Source organism: Bradyrhizobium sp. STM 3809 (assembly GCF_000239795.1).
Taxonomy (GTDB): Bacteria; Pseudomonadota; Alphaproteobacteria; order Rhizobiales; family Xanthobacteraceae; genus Bradyrhizobium.
In genome coordinates this window covers 1-15960 of record NZ_CAFJ01000085.1, presented here as the reverse complement: position 1 = coordinate 15960, position 15960 = coordinate 1, and the positions used below count along the sequence as shown (strand labels likewise).

At 65.8% G+C, this 15960-nt stretch carries 16 protein-coding genes, 1 tRNA gene and 1 riboswitch; of the genes, 8 read left to right on the top strand and 9 right to left on the bottom strand.

Annotated features, from left to right (window positions below; genetic code table 11):
- Nucleotides 1-653: 653 nt before the first annotated feature.
- Complete coding sequence (gene apaG, locus BRAS3809_RS04460) at nt 654-1049, bottom strand: Co2+/Mg2+ efflux facilitator ApaG/CorD (RefSeq protein ID WP_008960911.1); 396 nt, start codon at nt 1047-1049, stop codon at nt 654-656.
- Nucleotides 1050-1378: 329 nt separating this feature from the next.
- Here apaG and BRAS3809_RS04455 point away from each other — a divergent pair, with 329 nt between their 5' ends.
- From BRAS3809_RS04455 to BRAS3809_RS04445, 3 genes are read left to right on the top strand one after another with little or no spacing between them, the layout of a single operon-like run.
- Nucleotides 1379-2677 carry an OpgC domain-containing protein gene (locus tag BRAS3809_RS04455; RefSeq protein ID WP_008960910.1) on the top strand — a complete coding sequence of 433 codons (1299 nt, stop codon included), beginning with the start codon at nt 1379-1381 and terminating at the stop codon, nt 2675-2677.
- Nucleotides 2677-3435: an SGNH/GDSL hydrolase family protein gene (locus tag BRAS3809_RS04450; RefSeq protein ID WP_008960909.1), complete on the top strand. Its 759-nt coding sequence runs from the start codon at nt 2677-2679 to the stop codon at nt 3433-3435. The genes BRAS3809_RS04455 and BRAS3809_RS04450 overlap by 1 nt, the downstream gene beginning before the upstream one ends.
- A 14-nt stretch (nt 3436-3449) precedes the next feature.
- Nucleotides 3450-4583 (top strand): GDSL-type esterase/lipase family protein, encoded by a 1134-nt coding sequence (locus BRAS3809_RS04445; RefSeq protein WP_008960908.1) that lies wholly within the window; start codon nt 3450-3452, stop codon nt 4581-4583.
- A gap of 253 nt (nt 4584-4836) precedes the next feature.
- Here BRAS3809_RS04445 and BRAS3809_RS04440 read toward each other — a convergent pair whose 3' ends face one another.
- Nucleotides 4837-6075, bottom strand: a complete 1239-nt coding sequence (locus tag BRAS3809_RS04440) for an O-succinylhomoserine sulfhydrylase (protein WP_008960907.1) — start codon at nt 6073-6075, stop codon at nt 4837-4839.
- A gap of 78 nt (nt 6076-6153) precedes the next feature.
- A riboswitch (SAM riboswitch) is annotated at nt 6154-6233 on the bottom strand.
- A 112-nt stretch (nt 6234-6345) separates the two neighbouring features.
- On the opposite strand from BRAS3809_RS04440, the gene BRAS3809_RS04435 reads away from it, so the two are divergent.
- Nucleotides 6346-7452: a 2'-deoxycytidine 5'-triphosphate deaminase gene (locus BRAS3809_RS04435; RefSeq protein ID WP_008960906.1), complete on the top strand. Its 1107-nt coding sequence runs from the start codon at nt 6346-6348 to the stop codon at nt 7450-7452.
- Nucleotides 7453-7572: 120 nt separating this feature from the next.
- The gene (locus BRAS3809_RS04430) at nt 7573-9024 is read left to right on the top strand and encodes an MATE family efflux transporter (RefSeq protein ID WP_008960905.1); all 1452 of its coding nucleotides are present in this window, start codon (nt 7573-7575) and stop codon (nt 9022-9024) included.
- Between the two features lie 7 nt (nt 9025-9031).
- On the opposite strand, the gene BRAS3809_RS04425 is transcribed toward BRAS3809_RS04430, so the two are convergent.
- The 5 genes from BRAS3809_RS04425 to BRAS3809_RS04405 all read right to left on the bottom strand — a co-directional run bounded on the left by BRAS3809_RS04425 (nt 9032) and on the right by BRAS3809_RS04405 (nt 11957).
- Entirely contained in the window at nt 9032-9436 is a 405-nt protein-coding gene (locus BRAS3809_RS04425; RefSeq protein ID WP_008960904.1) for an SRPBCC family protein, read from the bottom strand.
- Between the two features lie 8 nt (nt 9437-9444).
- Complete coding sequence (locus tag BRAS3809_RS04420; RefSeq protein ID WP_008960903.1) at nt 9445-9804, bottom strand: VOC family protein; 360 nt, start codon at nt 9802-9804, stop codon at nt 9445-9447.
- Nucleotides 9805-9852: 48 nt separating this feature from the next.
- Entirely contained in the window at nt 9853-10695 is an 843-nt protein-coding gene (locus tag BRAS3809_RS04415) for a helix-turn-helix transcriptional regulator (protein ID WP_008960902.1), read from the bottom strand.
- A 72-nt stretch (nt 10696-10767) separates the two neighbouring features.
- Nucleotides 10768-11340, bottom strand: a complete 573-nt coding sequence (locus BRAS3809_RS04410) for a methylated-DNA--[protein]-cysteine S-methyltransferase (protein ID WP_008960901.1) — start codon at nt 11338-11340, stop codon at nt 10768-10770.
- A gap of 206 nt (nt 11341-11546) precedes the next feature.
- The gene (locus tag BRAS3809_RS04405; protein WP_008960900.1) at nt 11547-11957 is read right to left on the bottom strand and encodes an SPW repeat protein; all 411 of its coding nucleotides are present in this window, start codon (nt 11955-11957) and stop codon (nt 11547-11549) included.
- A 225-nt stretch (nt 11958-12182) separates the two neighbouring features.
- Here BRAS3809_RS04405 and BRAS3809_RS04400 point away from each other — a divergent pair.
- The 3 genes from BRAS3809_RS04400 (at nt 12183) to BRAS3809_RS04390 (ending at nt 14115) form a co-directional block, all read left to right on the top strand.
- Nucleotides 12183-12256, top strand: a tRNA-Gly gene (locus BRAS3809_RS04400).
- A 176-nt stretch (nt 12257-12432) separates the two neighbouring features.
- A complete protein-coding gene (locus BRAS3809_RS04395) occupies nt 12433-13188 on the top strand; it encodes an SDR family oxidoreductase (RefSeq protein WP_008960899.1) in 756 nt (251 codons plus the stop codon).
- 45 nt (nt 13189-13233) lie between these two features.
- Nucleotides 13234-14115: an NAD(P)-dependent oxidoreductase gene (locus tag BRAS3809_RS04390; RefSeq protein WP_008960898.1), complete on the top strand. Its 882-nt coding sequence runs from the start codon at nt 13234-13236 to the stop codon at nt 14113-14115.
- A 24-nt stretch (nt 14116-14139) separates the two neighbouring features.
- Here the strand turns inward: BRAS3809_RS04390 and BRAS3809_RS04385 are convergent, their stop codons facing one another.
- Together BRAS3809_RS04385 and BRAS3809_RS04380 are read right to left on the bottom strand one after the other, a co-directional pair.
- Nucleotides 14140-15042: an SMP-30/gluconolactonase/LRE family protein gene (locus BRAS3809_RS04385; protein ID WP_008960897.1), complete on the bottom strand. Its 903-nt coding sequence runs from the start codon at nt 15040-15042 to the stop codon at nt 14140-14142.
- A 25-nt stretch (nt 15043-15067) separates the two neighbouring features.
- Nucleotides 15068-15406 carry a putative antibiotic biosynthesis monooxygenase gene (locus BRAS3809_RS04380; protein ID WP_008960896.1) on the bottom strand — a complete coding sequence of 113 codons (339 nt, stop codon included), beginning with the start codon at nt 15404-15406 and terminating at the stop codon, nt 15068-15070.
- Between the last annotated feature and the right edge of the window lie 554 nt (nt 15407-15960).

The following is a 15960-nucleotide window of genomic DNA, read 5'->3' as shown; positions in this document are numbered from 1 at the left end:
GGTCTCCTGCGCGGACGAACGGTGGTGCACGCACGGTCAAGTCGCGCGGTCCTGATATCCCGATGCTGATATCGCCCGCGCAATGCGCGTCAGCGCATTGTCGCGGCATGGTGGCCAGACAGCCCGGCGCACCAGGGAGAACGCGAAGCAGCCGTTAAAACCGATCGCGCAGGGAGGGCCGGGTCGTTCCGGCTGAACCTGTGGTACCTGCCGCCTGCATTTTTTCTCGCAGGCGGGCCGCAGGCCTCAGCCGAGGCCTGGCTCTCCCTGCGCCCTCTGTTCGAGAGGGCGGACGATTGGACACAACTCGGGCGCGACATGCGCGGCGGGGACGGGAAGCTGTGACGTCAATCAGGAAGACGCGGTGTTACGCATTCGCTTCGGCACAAACGGCGTCGTCCCGGCCTCGAGCCGGGACCCATGACCACCGGCGGTCGTGGTGAGACAAGATCGCCGCTCCAGCCGTCGCCAAACCGGACCCTGTGGTTATGGGTCCCGGGTCGGCGCATCCGCCAACGCTGGCGCGTCGCCGGACGCTTGCCCGGGACGACGGCGGTGGAGTCATCAGCCGCGTGCGAGCTTGTAAGTCAGTGAAAACGGGAGCCGCGCCAGGTGACGGATACCGTGTCAGGAGAGCGGGATCGCATCTCGACCTAATTCAACACTCGCTTGCCGCCGTCCGGGCTGTCCAGCGAGAACGCCGGCACCGCGATGTCGAACCTTTCGCCGCTCGCGCTTTCCATCTGGTAGGAGCCGGACATGAAGCCGGAGGCGGTAGTGAGCGGCACCCCGGAGGTGTATTCGAAGCGCTCGCCCGGCGCGAGCACCGGCTGCTCGCCGACCACGCCCTCGCCGCGCACCTCCTGCTGCCGGCCCGCACCGTCGGTGATGATCCAGTGCCGGCTGCGCAGTTGCACGGTCTCCGCGCCGGAATTGGTGATTGTGACGGTGTAGGACCAGAACCAGCGGCCATCCGCGACCGACGACTTCTCTGGCAGGAAGTTCGGTTCGACAGTCACTTCGATGTGGCGAGTCACGGCGCGGTACATGGATGCATTGTAGCGGAAAGCGGGCGCGGAACCAATCGTAACGCCATCGTGCTTTCAACACAGTTCCGGATTATGGCACCAGAATCACGGACTCTGCCATCCGCATGCGAGCCTTTGCCACAGGTCCGGCGCGGCTTGCGATCGCGGTCGGCAGCGTTACGGGAGCCATCGGATGGTCCTGCGTCGCGCGATGGTTGCGGACGGTCCGCAAGGGCCGGAAAACTGGGCACGGCCCAGCGGATAAGTCCTTCATCGCTTGCGCAAAAATTGCGCAGCCCTACATTTCACCTGCCGGGCCTCGAAGGCTGGCAGCCTTGACGTGGTGCCTGATGACGTCGATTGCCGATCGCCTTGCCGGACCATCCGTCCCCGGAGCCGCTGCGGTGCCCGCGCCAGCTGCCGAGACCGCCGCGGCGGCGAGCCCTGCGGCGCCCGTGAGCACGGCTGCGCCCAAGATTACGTCCAAGATCAGCTTCCCGGCGGTCGGCGAGCGCGAGCTCAGGCTCGACCTGTTCCGCGGGCTGGCCCTGTGGCTGATCTTCATCGACCACCTGCCGCCGAACCTGCTGACCTGGTTCACGATCCGCAATTACGGCTTCTCGGACGCCACCGAGATCTTCATCTTCATCTCCGGCTACACCGCGGCCTTCGTTTATGGACGGGCGATGGAGGATGCCGGCTTCATCGTCGCCACCGCGCGCATCCTGCGCCGCGTCTGGCAGATCTACGTCGCCCACGTCTTCCTGTTCACGATCTTCCTCGCCGAAATCTCCTACGTCGCGACCAGCTTCGAGAACCCGCTCTACACCGAAGAGATGGGGATCATGGACTTCCTGAAGCAGCCCGACGTGACGATCGTGCAGGCGCTGATCCTGCGCTTCCGGCCCGTCAACATGGACGTGCTGCCGCTGTACATCGTGCTGATGCTGTTCCTGCCGCTGATCCTGTGGCTGATGCGATGGCGTCCGGATTTCACCCTGGCGCTGTCCGTCGTCCTGTACGCGGTCACCTGGGAGTTCGATCTCTATCTGTCGGCCTATCCGAACGGGTTCTGGGCCTTCAATCCGTTCGCCTGGCAGCTCCTGTTCGTGTTCGGCGCCTGGTGTGCGCTAGGCGGCGCCAAGCGGATGTCGCGCATCCTCAACTCACCGGTCACGCTCGGGATCTGCGTCGCCTATCTGGTCGCCGCCTTCTTCGTCACCTTGACCTGGTACATCCCGCAGCTCGGCCATCTGATGCCGCGCCGAATCGAGCAGTGGATGTATCCGATCGACAAGACCGATCTGGACGTGCTGCGGTTCGCGCATTTCCTCGCTCTCGCAGCACTCACGGTGCACTATCTGCCCAAGGATTGGCCGCTGTTGAAATCGCGCTGGCTGCGTCCGCTGATTGTTTGCGGGCAACACTCGCTGGAGATCTTCTGTCTCGGCGTGTTTCTGGCCTTCGCGGGCCACTTCGTACTTGCCGAAGTGTCAGGCGGCGCCATGATGCACGCGATGATCAGCCTGTGCGGCATCCTCGCCATGTGGGGCGTTGCCTCGCTGATTTCGTGGTACAAGCGTGAGGCCGATAAGGGTGCGGCGCGAAAAGGTGTGCGCGCCAACGCCGATCTGGCGGGAGGGGGCTGATGAAGTCCGTCTCGTGGTTAAGGTTTGGTATCGCGGCGCTGGCGGTCTCGCTGGCGGCCTCTGTGCGCGCCGAAGAGGCACCGCAGACCTGCGAGGTGCCGGCCTACCTGTTGACGACCGAGAGCCCGCTGCCGAAGGTTGCAGAGGCCGTCAAGAACGGCCGGACGCTCGACATTCTGGTCATCGGAAGCCGCTCGTCGACGATCGTCAGCGCCTCCGACGGCAACGCCTACCCCGCGCGCCTGCAGGCCACACTCAAGGACAAGCTGCCGTCCATCACCGTCAATGTCAGCGTCGAACTGCAGCCGAAGAAGACGGCTGAGGAAATCGCTGGCAATCTTGTTAAACTGGTGGAAGGAAAGAGGCCTAATTTGGTCATATGGCAGACCGGTACGGTCGATGCCATGCGGTCCATCGATCCTGATGAGTTCCGTCAGGCGGTCAATGACGGTGTTGGGACGCTGCAGAATGCGGGAGCCGATGTCATCTTGATGAATCTGCAATACAGCCCGCGGACGGAAACGCTGATCTCCGTGCCGCCCTACATCGACAACATGCGGGTGGTGGCGCAGCAGCGCGACATCCCGCTGTTCGACCGCTTTGCCATCATGCGGCAATGGAACGAGCAGGGCGATTTCGACCTGTTCAATCCGACGCACGGGATCGAGCTGGCCAAGCAGGTCCACGACTGCCTCGGCCGGGCGCTGTCGAAGTTCATCATCGACGCGGCGCATCTCAGCCCGGCGCAGCAGAACTAGGATTCGCCGTGTCCATGACTTTCAGCTGTCACCGCGTATCCGGAACATGGGAGAAGCTCTCGGCCGTTGCTGCCATGGTGCTCGTACTCTCGTTCAGCCCGCAATTCGCGCATGCGCAGAGCGCGGCGCAGCCCGCGTCGGCTGCGGACACAGAGGCTGCGCCCATCAGTGAGCTCCGTTCCACGATCGGCCACATCACCGTCGCTCAGGCCGGCAGCCAGGGGCCGGGGCAGATCGCCGCCGTGCATCCATCGGCCGTGACCAATCCGGCGCCGGCGAGCCAGCCGCCCGCGACGACGTCCTCCGACGCGAACGCGCCTGCAACAGCCGTGCAATCGGTCGCCGCGCCGTCGCGCAGCATCACCGAGCGCGCGATCGACAAGGTCAAGCAGGTCGCGAAATCCGCGTCCGACATCTTCAACCGCGTGCCGTGCCTGCCGCCGAAGGGCGTGGCGAAGAAGAACTTCATCTCGCTGCCGCACGTCGCCAACAAATTAGCCTCCGGCCTGCCGGTCGTGATCGTCGCGTTCGGCTCGTCGTCCACCCAAGGCTATGGCGCCAGCGGGCCGGACTACACCTATCCGAGCCGGCTCGCGGCGCAGCTGCGCCGGCAATATCCGATGGCCGACATCAGCGTGATCAATGCCGGCGTCGGCGGCGAGGACGCGCCTGAAATGATGAAGCGGATCGAGAGCTCGGTGATCGACCGTCATCCGGACCTGGTGATCTGGCAGGTCGGCACCAATGCCGTGCTGCGCGATCTCGATCCGACCGAGACGGCCAAGCTGGTCGAAGACGGTGTCGCCAAGATCCAGGCGGCGGCGTCGGACGTCGTTCTGGTCGATCTGCAATATTCGCCGCGCGTCAACGAGCGCTCGGAGAATGCCAGCCGCATGAACAAGCTGCTCGGCCGCATCGCCGAGCTGCGCCAAGCCGGTATCTTCCCGCGCTTCGAGGTGATGCGCGACTGGCACGAGCGCCAGGCGATTCCGATGAACGAGTTCGTCATCTCGGATGGCCTGCACATGAGCGACTGGGGCTATGCCTGCTTCGCCCAGCTGCTCGGCGACGACATCATCCGCTCGGTCGGCCAGGTGAAGCTCGGCGTCAACGCACCTGGCGACGTGCTGACCTACCGGCCGATGTGACGAGGGCGAGTAGCAGGACCGCCGGATATGGAAATCCGGGGCTGTCGCAACCGACATATCCCCGTAGTTACTTACGCCGTCATGCCCGGGCTTGTCCCGGGCATCCACGTCGTTCTCAGTGCGCCGATCGACGTGGGTGGCCGGGCCTTCGCCGCGCCGGCTTCGGCCGCCCAGGCGGGACAAGCCCGGCCATGACGATGCGGAGACGGACGAGCGCACCACCGCGCTCGTCAAATACGACTGTCCTAAGGCGCTACGCGGCCCGCAGGGCCGCGTCGAGATCCTCGATCAGATCATCGGCATGCTCGAGCCCCGCGGAGAAGCGGATGAAGCCCTCGCTGATGCCGAGCTCGGCGCGCGCCTCCGGCGTCAGCCGCTGATGCGTCGTCGTCGCGGGATGCGTGACCAGCGTCTTGGAGTCGCCGAGATTGTTGGAGATCCGCGCGAGCTTGAGTCCGTTGAGCGTGCGGAACGCGCCGGCCTTGCCGCCCTTGACCTCGAAGCCGACCAGCGTCGAGCCGGCCCGCATCTGCTTCCTGACCGTCGCCGCCTGCGGATGGTCCTCGCGGCCCGGATAGATCAGCCGCGAAATCTTCGGATGCGCGGCGAGGAAGTCCGCCACCTTCGCCGCCGTATCAGTCTGCGCGCGCACACGCACTGCCAGGGTCTCAAGGCCCTTGAGCAGCACCCAGGCATTGAACGGCGAGATCGACGGGCCGGTCTGGCGCATGAAGTTGTGGATGTGCTCGGCGATGAACGCCTCCGACGACAGGATCACGCCGCCGAGACAGCGGCCCTGGCCATCGATGTGCTTGGTGGCGGAGTACACGACGACGTCGGCGCCGAGGGCCAGCGGGCTCTGCCAGATCGGCGTCGCGAACACGTTGTCGACGATCAGCCGCGCGCCATGCGCATGCGCGATCTCGGCGATCGCGGGAATGTCCATCACGTCCAGCGTCGGATTGGTCGGGCTCTCCAGGAAGAACGACTTGGTGTTGGGCCTGACCGCCTTCTGCCACTGGTCGAGATCGAGCCCGTCGACCAGCGTCGACTCGATGCCGTAGCGCGGCAGCAGGTCTTCGACCACGTAGCGGCAGGAGCCGAACAGCGCCTTCGCCGCGACGACATGGTCGCCGGCGCGCAGGGGCGCGAGGATGGCGGTGGTGACCGCGGCCATGCCGGTCGCGGCCGAGCGGCAGGCCTCGGCGCCTTCCAGTTCGATCATGCGGCGCTCGAACATCGCCGTGGTCGGGTTGGAGAAGCGCGAATAGATGAAGCCGGGATCCTCGCCCTTGAAGCGCGCCTCGCACTCTTCGGCGGAGGCGTAGACGAAGCCCTGGGTGAGGTAGAGCGCCTCGGCCGTCTCGCCGAATTCGGAACGCAGGCCGCCGGAATGCACCAGCCGGGTTTCGGGACGATAATTGGCGAACGATGCCGGGGCCTTCGCGGGGGACTTCGACGCGGGAGAAGTGGACGCAGGAGAATTGGACATGTGACCTCCATCGTGACCACCGCGCTTCACGCGACGGGCACAAAAAAACCGGCCTGGGAAAACTCCTCACGGCCGGGATCACAATCGTCCCCGGCCTGTTTAGCGACTTATTTAACGTGGCTGCAAGCCGGCCGGCTCAAATCACCACGGGATAAGTCGTGCTCTTAGTCGCACCCGGCCTTTCCGTCAAGCCAGCCATCGGATAACCGGTAAAAAGACCCTATATAGGCTCGCATAGCCGCCATTCCGGCGCCTGCAAAGGATCAGGTCTTGCCGTTTTCGCTTCCCGCCGACGCCCATGGCATCCTGCCCGACCGCATGATCGTGGCGATGGCCGAGGCTGGCCTGATCATCCCGGAATACGATTTCGTCGAGAGCCAGATCCAGCCCGCGAGCCTGGACCTGCGGCTCGGCGACGTCGCCTACCGGGTGCGGGCGAGCTTTCTGCCCGGGCCGGGATCGACGGTCGCCGAGCGCATCGACGAATTGAAGCTGCACGAGATCGCGCTCGCCGACGGTGCGGTGCTCGAGACCAACTGCGTCTACATCGTGCCGCTGCTGGAGAGCCTGGCGCTGCCGAAGGACATCGTCGCCGCCGCCAATCCGAAGAGCTCGACCGGCCGGCTGGACGTGTTCACCCGCGTGATCGCCGACGGCACCCGCCGCTTCGACATGATCGGCGCCGGCTATCACGGCCCGCTCTATGCCGAGATCAGCCCGAAGACGTTCCCCGTCTTGTTGCGCGAAGGCTCCCGCCTGTCGCAGGTCCGCTTCCGTTACCGCGACGCCGTCTTGTCCGAAGATGAGCTGATCGCGCTGCATGACGCCGAGCGGCTGGTCGATCGCGACGACGCCGATCTCAACGGCGGCGTCGCGCTGTCCGTTGATCTCTCCGGCAGCAATGCCAACGGCTTCGTCGGCTACCGCGCCAAGCGCCATACCGGCGTCGTCGATGTCGACCGCCGCGGTGGCTATCCGGTCGAGGAGTTCTGGGAGCCGATCAAGGCGCGCCCCGACGGCAGCCTCATCCTGGATCCCGGCGAGTTCTACATTCTGGCCTCGAAGGAAGCGGTGCAGGTCCCGCCGGACTACGCCGCGGAGATGGTGCCGTTCGATCCGCTGGTCGGCGAATTCCGCGTCCATTATGCCGGTTTTTTCGACCCCGGCTTCGGCTATGCCGGCGCCGGCGGGCAGGGCTCGCGCGCGGTGCTCGAGGTGCGCTCGCGCGAGGTGCCGTTCATCCTGGAGCACGGCCAGATCGTCGGCCGGCTCGTCTATGAGAGGATGCTGGCGCGGCCGAACGCGATGTATGGCAGCCGCATCGGCTCCAACTACCAGGCCCAGGGCCTGAAGCTCTCCAAGCACTTCCGCCTCTAGCCGGCTGCGCGCCGCGCGCGGACCCGCAATGCGCCCGCCGCACATGGCGCGATTCCGCACTGTGCTAGGAAAGCTGGAACGATAGCAGTGCTGCGCCGCGCGCGCAGGCGGGGAGCGAAAATGTCCGAGATCGGCCTGGCCGATAATCCGGTCGGCGAAGGCCGCAACTTGCCGCCGGCCGACAAGCCGGCCCGGAATGCGGTGGCCGATGGTCCGATCCTGAAGACGCTGCTGTCGCTGGCGTGGCCCAACCTCATCGCGAACTCCGCCGGAACCTGCGTCGTCATTGCCGAGACCTCCTATATCGGCCGCCTCGGCATCGAGGCCCTGGCCGCCATGGCGCTGGTCTTCCCGCTGGTGATCCTGACCATGACGATGTCCGGCGGCGCCATGGGCGGCGGTGTCGCCTCGGCCATTGCGCGGGCGCTCGGCGCCGGCGAGACGGAGCGCGCCTCCACGCTTGCCTCGCACGCGCTGCTGATCGCGCTGTCGTTCGGCGCGACCTTCCTGGTCGGCATGCTCGTGTTCGGCCCCGCGCTGTTGGAGACACTCGGCGGCCGCGGCGCGGTGCTGGATCATGCCGTCGCCTATCTGCAGATCTTCTTCGGCGGCGCGATGCTGCCGTGGCTGATGAACTCCATGGCCGGCATTCTGCGCGGCACCGGCAACATGAAGCTGCCGTCGTTCATGATCCTGAGCTCGGCGATGCTGCAGATCGTGCTCGGCGGAACGCTGAGCCTCGGTCTTGGACTCGGCATGCGCGGTGTTGCAGCCGGCGCGCTGCTCGCCTTCAGCGTCAGCATCTCGGTGATGGGCTGGTACCTGTTCTCGGGACGTGCGCGGGTGCGGCCGAAGCTGCGGGGGCTGAAGATCAGCCGGGCGATGTTCGCCGACATCCTCAAGGTCGGCGCGGTCGCCTGCTTTTCGCCGTTGCAATCGGTGCTCTCGATCGCGATCTTCACGCACATGCTCGCGGGCTTCGGCACCGCGGTACTCGCCGGCTATGGCATCGGCGCACGGCTGGAATTCATGATGACGACGGTCGGCTTCTCGATCGGCATGGCTTCTGTGCCGATGGTCGGCATGGCGATCGGCGCCGGACACATCGCGCGGGCCCGTCGGATCGCCTGGACCGCCGGCCTCGTGTCGTTCTCGGCGATGGGCGTGCTCTCCACAATCATCGCCATCGTCCCGCAGCTGTGGGTCGACATCTTCACGCAGGACGAGAGCGCGCGCAGCGCCGGTCGGCATTATCTGCAGATCGCAGCCCCGATGTATGCCTTTATCGGTCTCGCGATCGCCATGTATTTTTCGTCGCAAGGCGCCGCCAAGGTGATCGGACCGGTGCTGGCGCAGACGGCGCGGCTCGTCTTCATCGCCGTGGGCGGGAGCTATCTCTTGAGCCATGCCGCAACCGAAGGCCAGTTCTTCGCATTGGCGGCGGTTTCGATGGTCCTGCTCGGCGTGCTGACGCTTACCAGCGTCATGCTGACCCGCTGGGGTCCAAAGCCGGCGGCGATGCTGCTGCGCCCGGCCAGCGTCGCGGCCGAGCGCAGCTCTGTTTCGCAGTGAGCCGGGTCTATCTCAGCCGGGGTCTCCCCAATGCTTTCTGCATGGCTCGCGCGCCGAGCTCCATCTGCTGGGCGATGTAGGATGCGATCTCGTGCGGCAGCACGTCGGTGATCCAGATCATCCGGCAGTGCTGCTCGCCCTCGGGGATGATCTGCATCGACGCGTTGTGGTGGATCACGCGCTCGCTGGACGCCACGTAGACGAGCCTCTGACGGCGCTCGTCGCTGTCGACGAGGCGTTCGCGCACGACGTTGCCGTTGGCGAAGCTCACGACGCGGACGTCGCCGTCGAGCCGGGTGTCGATGACGAAGCCGGGTGCCAGCCTGACATGAACCGCACCGAAATCGCGGACCGCATCCCACACCGCGTCGGCGGCAGCAGCGATCGGGATGTCTTGCTGAATCGATGCCATAGGCAGCCTCACGGACAAACGGCTTCGATATTGTTGCCGTCGGGGTCGATCAGGAACGCCGCGTAGTAGGTCGGGCTGTAGTCCGCGCGCGGTCCGGCGCCGCCGTTATCGCTGCCGCCGGCCTTCAGGCCCTCGCTGTGGAATCCGGCAACCGCTTTGTGGTCGGCTGCTCGGAATGCGATATGCGCCGCGCCGTTGTTCGCACCCTTGTCGAGATAGAGCCACAGCGCCGGCTCGCCCTTGGGGCCGATGCCCGCCGAGGCTTCGTCCTTCGTGCAGAGAATGTGGCCGAGCGGCGCGAGGGCGGCGGTGTAGAAGCGGACGCTGGCGTCGAGATTGCTGACCTTCAGGCCGATATGATCGTACATCGATGATCTCCATGCTTCGCATGCGGCTGTCGCGCGCATGGGACCATCTCATCCATGCCGGTCGATCCGGTCTTGGAAAATCTTGCGATCGCCTCGCGACGCCTGGCGGAATTTCAACGGAGAGACACCGGCGGCGCGCGTGAAGGTGCGGGTGAAGTTGGACAGGTCGGCGAAGCCGGTGTCGTAGGCGATGGCCGTCACCGGCGTATCTTCCTCGCTCAAGCGGCGCGCGGCGCGGCGCAGCCGCGAACGGATCAGATATTGATGCGGGGTCACGCCGACGGTCGCCGCGAACAGGCGCAGGAAGTGGAAGGGGCTCACGCCGGCCTGGTGCGCTGCATCCGCAAGATCGATGTCGTGTTCCGAGTTATCATCGATCCATAACGCGCTCTCGACCGCGCGCCGGCGATCACGGAGGCTTGGTTTCACAGCGCGCGTCGCCTCGCCCGTCGCGGCGACGGCGAAACGGTTCGCGATTTCATATCCGACCTCGTCCAGGCCGATCGTCGCTTCGCGGGCCATCACGGCCTGAGCGAGTTCGCCGAGCACCATGAGCTGCGGCAATGGGGGCACTGAACCGGCCTGCCAGGCCGGCCTGCCGCCGCCGATCTCATCGACGATCGCGTCGTCGAAGAAAAAGGACAGGCACTCATCGCCGCAGACGTGGTCATGGGTGCACATGAACTCGTCGCCCGGGTATCCGACCAGCAGGGCGCCGGCGACCAGCTCGAAGAAGCGGCCGCGATGGTGGCAGCCAAAGCTGCCCTTGCTCACATAGGACAGCGAGTACCCGGCATATTGCTCAGGATAGGGCTGCTCGCCCGGAGCCGCCGTGCAGCGAAACTCGGAAACGGTGACGGAGCTGCTCTCGAACAGGGTAGTCGCGGTCATCCGGAAGATCTAGGGGATCGCGAAGGGAACACGAGGGCGTCGGGCAAGATATTCTTTGCCCTGTACCGAGTGCTATGAGGCGCGCCGCCGGTCATGGGCCAGCAGGGCGTCGAACAAGGTCAGGCCCGCCTGTGGCTGCGCGCCTTCCAGCGACAGCAGCCGCCGCTTGGAGATGATGCCGCTGTTCGGCGACGGCTTGTCGAGGCCATTGCCGATGTCGCGCACGCGGTGACAGGGCACGATCAGTACGAACGTGTTCTTGGTCAGCGCCTGCGTGATCGAGGTCAGCGCCTTCGGCACGTGCAGCTCGGTGGCGAGTTCGTCGGCGCTGCGGGTCTCGCCGCGCGGAATGGCGCGAATGGCGTCATAGACCCGCTGGTTGAAGGGCGTCACGCCGCTGAGATCGAGCGCGATGTTGGAGAAGTCGACAGGCTGCCCGCGCAGCGTGGCCGTGATGCCTGCGATGGCGAGTTCAGTATTCGAACACGGGCGCTGCTCGCGCGCGTCCGGAAACTGGCGGAACAAACGCCGCCGCGTCTCGATTTCCCGCGCCTCCGGCAGTTGCACGCCGGTGATCCCGGCATCGCTCCACGCAATGCCACAACGGCCGAGGGCCGTATCAAAGATCGTATACCCACGCCCCATGACGCCACCCCAACCCCACGCCACAATCATAGCACTGTCACAATCGCCCGCATCAACTTTGTTAACAGTGTGTTAACAGCGCGGCACGACAGGGGCGGGTTTGCCCTGATTTGGGTCATGGTTGTCAAGCGCCGTCTCGGCATCCCTCTCGTCGGTACCGCGATGGTGGCATGCGGCGCAGCATGCCCTCCACCGTGACGGCTCGATCAATACAAATGCTCATCGCCGGCGAAATCGGGATCGTGCGCGAGCCAAAGCTCAAGCAGGCTCAGGAAGGCGACGATGATGCCGATGGCGATGCTCACATGCATCGCCGGCGTATGCACGAAGCCGAGCAGCCACGGCGCTGCGATCAGCCAGAGTCCCAATGCGACCTTCAGCCACTCCTCCCAGTCGGCGAAAGCCAGGACGCCCGCGACCGAGAGCACGATCACGGCGATGCCGACCAGTTCGGCGTCGAGTCGCCCCGCGCCGCGGACGAAGCCGAACAGCCAGGGCGCGCCGGTGAGGAACATGCCGCAGCCCAGCGTATAGATGTCGAGCGCCGATGGGCGCGACATGATCGCGAAGACATTCGCGCTGACGGGCATCGAAGAGGCGGGGCTGTCGTTGAGCATCTCAGCTCCCCATGGCCTGGCCGTTCATCGCAGCCCATTGTCGAGCAATTGCGCGCGGCCAGTGCTTCGGACGCACAAGCAGCAGCCGCCCCATCCGTTCCGCACGCGGCAACCCGGGTCGATCACGATCCGGCGACCGCGCTCGCCGGGCGCTACCGTCCGGCCGACGTCGGTGGCAACAAGCCGCTTGGCGAAATGCCTCGGCTCGGTTAGGAATGGACGCATGCGGGCGTAGTTCAATGGTAGAACGGCAGCTTCCCAAGCTGCATACGAGGGTTCGATTCCCTTCGCCCGCTCCAGTCCAATCGATTCCAATCCAATTAGTCCGTCGCAGATCCAATGCTTTGCCGCGTTGATCGGTGTGCCCCGTTCCCGTTCGCATGAACGTGTCGGACGCATTCGCGTTGACAGTCCTTGTTATCGATAACATAATCGTCGCAAGCATGAATGAAGGCGAGCAGGCGGAGGAAGCAGAGTGGCGGTCGACTTGTTCGATCTGGCAGGGCGCCGTGCCCTGGTGACCGGGTCCTCGCAAGGCATCGGTCTTGCGCTTGCGCGTGGTCTGGCGGACGCCGGCGCAGAGGTCGTGCTCAACGGCCGCGATGAAGCCAAGCTCGCGGCTGCTGCCGGCGCGATCAAGGGATCGCGCGTACTGCCCTTCGACGTCACCGATCACACCGCCGCGCGCGCCGCCGTGGATCGTTTCGAGGCGGAGATCGGGCCGATCGACATTCTCGTCAACAACGCCGGCATGCAGCACCGTGCGCCGCTGGAGGATTTTCCCGAGGAGGCGTTTCAGCGCCTGCTGCAGACCAACATCGCCTCGGTGTTCAACGTCGGCCAGGCCTGCGCCCGCCACATGATCGCGCGCCATGCCGGCAAGATCATCAACATCGCCTCTGTGCAGACCTCGCTGGCGCGGCCATCGATCGCGCCCTACACCGCGACCAAGGGCGCGGTCGGCAATCTCACCAAGGGCATGGCGACGGACTGGGCGAAGCACGGCCTGCAGGTCAACGCCATCGCGCCCGGCTATTTCGACACCCCGCTCAATGCCGCCCTGGTCGCCGATCCCGCCTTCTCGGCCTGGCTCGAGAAGCGCACGCCGGCAGGACGCTGGGGCAAGGTCGAGGAGCTCGTCGGCGCCTGTATCTTCCTGGCGTCGCCCGCGTCGTCCTTCGTCAATGGCCACGTGCTCTATGTCGACGGCGGCATCACCGCCTCGCTCTGAGGCCGGCTGTCCAACCATCCAGCGTCTCGGTTGCGGAGTGTTGTCATGACGAGTGTCGTCGCATTGATCGGCGCTGGCGCCATGGGCGGAGCGATCGGCACGCGGCTGGTGCAGACCGGAACGCGGCTCGTCGTGTTCGACCTCGATCCGGCGAAGGTCGCGGCTCTGGTGGCGCAGGGCGCGACAGCCGCCGCGTCGGCGGCGAAGGCCGCGGCTGAGGTCGACGCCGTCATCCTCAGTCTCAATTCGGCAAAGATCGTGCGCGCGGCCGTGTTCGGTGCCGACGGTGTTGCGGCAGGGGCACGCAAGGGCACGCTCATCATCGACATGTCCTCAATCGATCCGGACGCCACGCGCGCGCTCGCGGCCGATGCCGCGGCCGCAGGACTGCGCTGGGTCGACAGTCCGCTGTCGGGCGGCGCGCCCAAGGCTGCCATCGGCCAGCTGACCTGCATGGCCGGCGGCGAGGCGGCCGATGTCGCGGAGGCGCGCGCGGTGCTGGCGCAGGTGGCGTCGAACTACACGCATATGGGGCCGAGCGGCGCGGGGCAGGTCACCAAGCTGATCAACCAGGTACTGTGCGGTCTCAACTTCATGGCGGTGGCCGAGGCCACCGCGCTGGCGCAGGCGGCCGGCGTCGATGCCGCGAAGATCCCGCAGGCGCTGCGCGGCGGGCGGGCGGACAGCGCCATCCTGCAGGAATACATGCCGCGCTTCGTCGACCGCGACTATCGTCCGACGGGACGTATCGACAACATGGTCAAGGATCTCAACGGCGCGCAGGATCTTGCGCGGCAGACCGGCATCGCGATGCCGATGACGGCCGTTTGCGCCGAGATCCATCGGCTGCTCACGGCGGTCGGGCTCGGCGCGATGGACCAGGCCGCGCTGATGGAATATTGGGCGGCGCGAACGCCGCCCGAATGATCGTGTCGCGTCAGTTCGTCCCATCTAGATTCCATGGGCATTGACGAAGATCGCGTAGAGCGACGTCTGCGCGGTGATGTAGAGCCGGTTGCGCTTCGGGCCGCCGAAGGTCACGTTGGAGACGATCTCGGGCACCGGGATGCGGCCGATCAGCGTGCTGTCGGGCGCGTAGATCGCGACCGCATCGCCGGTCGAGGTCCAGATGTTGCCGCCGCGGTCGACGCGGAAGCCGTCGAAGAAGCCGGCCGGTGAGGTCGCAAACACGCGGCCGTTGCCGACGCTGTCTCCGCCCGCTGCGACGTCATAGGCACGGATGACCGCGGGCAGGTCCGGCACATGCGTCGCGCCGGTGTCGGCGACGTAGAGCAGGCGCTCATCGGGCGAGAAGGCGAGGCCGTTCGGCTTCACCATGTCGGTGACGACGGCGGCGACGGCCCCGCTCGCCGGATCGAGGCGATAGACGTTGCTGGCGCCGATCTCGCTTTGTGCCGCGTGGCCCTCATAGGCGCTATCGATGCCGTAGGTCGGATCGGAGAACCAGATCGTGCCGTCCGACTTCACCACGGCATCGTTGGGCGAGTTGAAGCGCTTGCCCTCGAAGCGGTCGATCAGGCCGGTCCAGCTGCCGTCGTGCTCCAGCCGCGAGATGCGCCGGCCGCCATGCTCGCAGGCGATGACGCGGCCGAGCGCGTCGCGCGTATGGCCATTGTGATAGCCGCAGGGATGTTCGAAGACGGATACCGAGCCGTCGGTCTCGTCGAAGCGCATGATGCGATCGTTGGGAATGTCCGACCACAGCAGCGACTTCGCGGCGGGGACATAGACGGGGCCCTCGGCCCAGCGACAGCCGGTCCAGAGCTTTTCCAGCTTGGCGTGGCCGATGATCAGGGCCTTGAAGCGCGGATCGCGGATGTCGTAGGTGCTCATGATGAAGGGGCCTCGGCGAGGTGCGTCAGTCGGTCGGCAGCGGAAAGTCGTCGGCCTTGAACACGGTGTGGAAGATCGAGCCGTCGAACATCTCCATCAATCCGCCGGTCACCTCGCGGCTCTCGGCGCGTACCTTGGAGGCCAGGGCCTGCTCGATCGCGGCGTGCGAGGGATAGCGGATCGCCAGCACCATCTCGTAGCGCTGTGCGTCGCTGTCGCTGTCCTCCTGGCGCAGCACGCGGACCTCCTCGGCGCCGGGAAAGCGCGTCCACAGCGGCACCAGCTTCTCGCGGACATAGGCGGTGAACTCGGCCTCGCGGCCGGGCTTCACGCGGCCATTGAAGAAAGCGCAACGGATATACATCGGCATCTGCTCGTCGGTATGAGAAGGGGATCGGCGGCCGGTGTGGTGCCGGCCGCCGGGAATGTTTCAGGCGGATCGATCCGCGTTCGGGGGGCCTCATGGTTCGAGACGCGTCGCAAGGGCGACGCTCCTCACCATGAGGGTTGAGTTCCGAGCGCGGCGCTGCGCATTGGCCATGAGCATGGTGCTTATGGAGAGAGTTCAAGATTTCTGCATCGATCCGTTGGCGCACGGTCTCACCCCTCACCCTGAGGAGCCCGCCCTTGGGCGGGCGTCTCGAAGGGCGAGGCCCAGACCATGCGGCTTGGGGCCTCATGGTTCGAGACGCGTCGCGAGGGCGACGCTCCTCACCATGAGGGGTCAGTTTCGAGCGCGGCGCTGCACGGTGGCGACGCGCAGCGAGCTGGTGGAGCGGGAGCCATGGTCTTTCCTCCGTCATTGCGAGCGCAGCGAAGCAATCCAGAGTTCCGCCCACCACCCTGGATTGCTTCGCTGCGCTCGCAATTGCGGAGCAATCTTGGTGCATTTGCGTACGGCGGGGAGGACAGGTTTGC

What these genes read in the sequence shown, in the direction of transcription:
- apaG (WP_008960911.1), bottom strand. Translation starts at nt 1,049, where the DNA reads ATGTACCGCGCCGTGACTCGCCACATCGAAGTGACTGTCGAACCGAAC.
- BRAS3809_RS04455 (WP_008960910.1), top strand. Translation starts at nt 1,379, where the DNA reads ATGACGTCGATTGCCGATCGCCTTGCCGGACCATCCGTCCCCGGAGCC.
- BRAS3809_RS04450 (WP_008960909.1), top strand. Translation starts at nt 2,677, where the DNA reads ATGAAGTCCGTCTCGTGGTTAAGGTTTGGTATCGCGGCGCTGGCGGTC.
- BRAS3809_RS04445 (WP_008960908.1), top strand. Translation starts at nt 3,450, where the DNA reads ATGACTTTCAGCTGTCACCGCGTATCCGGAACATGGGAGAAGCTCTCG.
- BRAS3809_RS04440 (WP_008960907.1), bottom strand. Translation starts at nt 6,075, where the DNA reads ATGTCCAATTCTCCTGCGTCCACTTCTCCCGCGTCGAAGTCCCCCGCG.
- BRAS3809_RS04430 (WP_008960905.1), top strand. Translation starts at nt 7,573, where the DNA reads ATGTCCGAGATCGGCCTGGCCGATAATCCGGTCGGCGAAGGCCGCAAC.
- BRAS3809_RS04425 (WP_008960904.1), bottom strand. Translation starts at nt 9,436, where the DNA reads ATGGCATCGATTCAGCAAGACATCCCGATCGCTGCTGCCGCCGACGCG.
- BRAS3809_RS04420 (WP_008960903.1), bottom strand. Translation starts at nt 9,804, where the DNA reads ATGTACGATCATATCGGCCTGAAGGTCAGCAATCTCGACGCCAGCGTC.
- BRAS3809_RS04415 (WP_008960902.1), bottom strand. Translation starts at nt 10,695, where the DNA reads ATGACCGCGACTACCCTGTTCGAGAGCAGCTCCGTCACCGTTTCCGAG.
- BRAS3809_RS04410 (WP_008960901.1), bottom strand. Translation starts at nt 11,340, where the DNA reads ATGGGGCGTGGGTATACGATCTTTGATACGGCCCTCGGCCGTTGTGGC.
- BRAS3809_RS04405 (WP_008960900.1), bottom strand. Translation starts at nt 11,957, where the DNA reads ATGCTCAACGACAGCCCCGCCTCTTCGATGCCCGTCAGCGCGAATGTC.
- BRAS3809_RS04390 (WP_008960898.1), top strand. Translation starts at nt 13,234, where the DNA reads ATGACGAGTGTCGTCGCATTGATCGGCGCTGGCGCCATGGGCGGAGCG.
- BRAS3809_RS04385 (WP_008960897.1), bottom strand. Translation starts at nt 15,042, where the DNA reads ATGAGCACCTACGACATCCGCGATCCGCGCTTCAAGGCCCTGATCATC.
- BRAS3809_RS04380 (WP_008960896.1), bottom strand. Translation starts at nt 15,406, where the DNA reads ATGTATATCCGTTGCGCTTTCTTCAATGGCCGCGTGAAGCCCGGCCGC.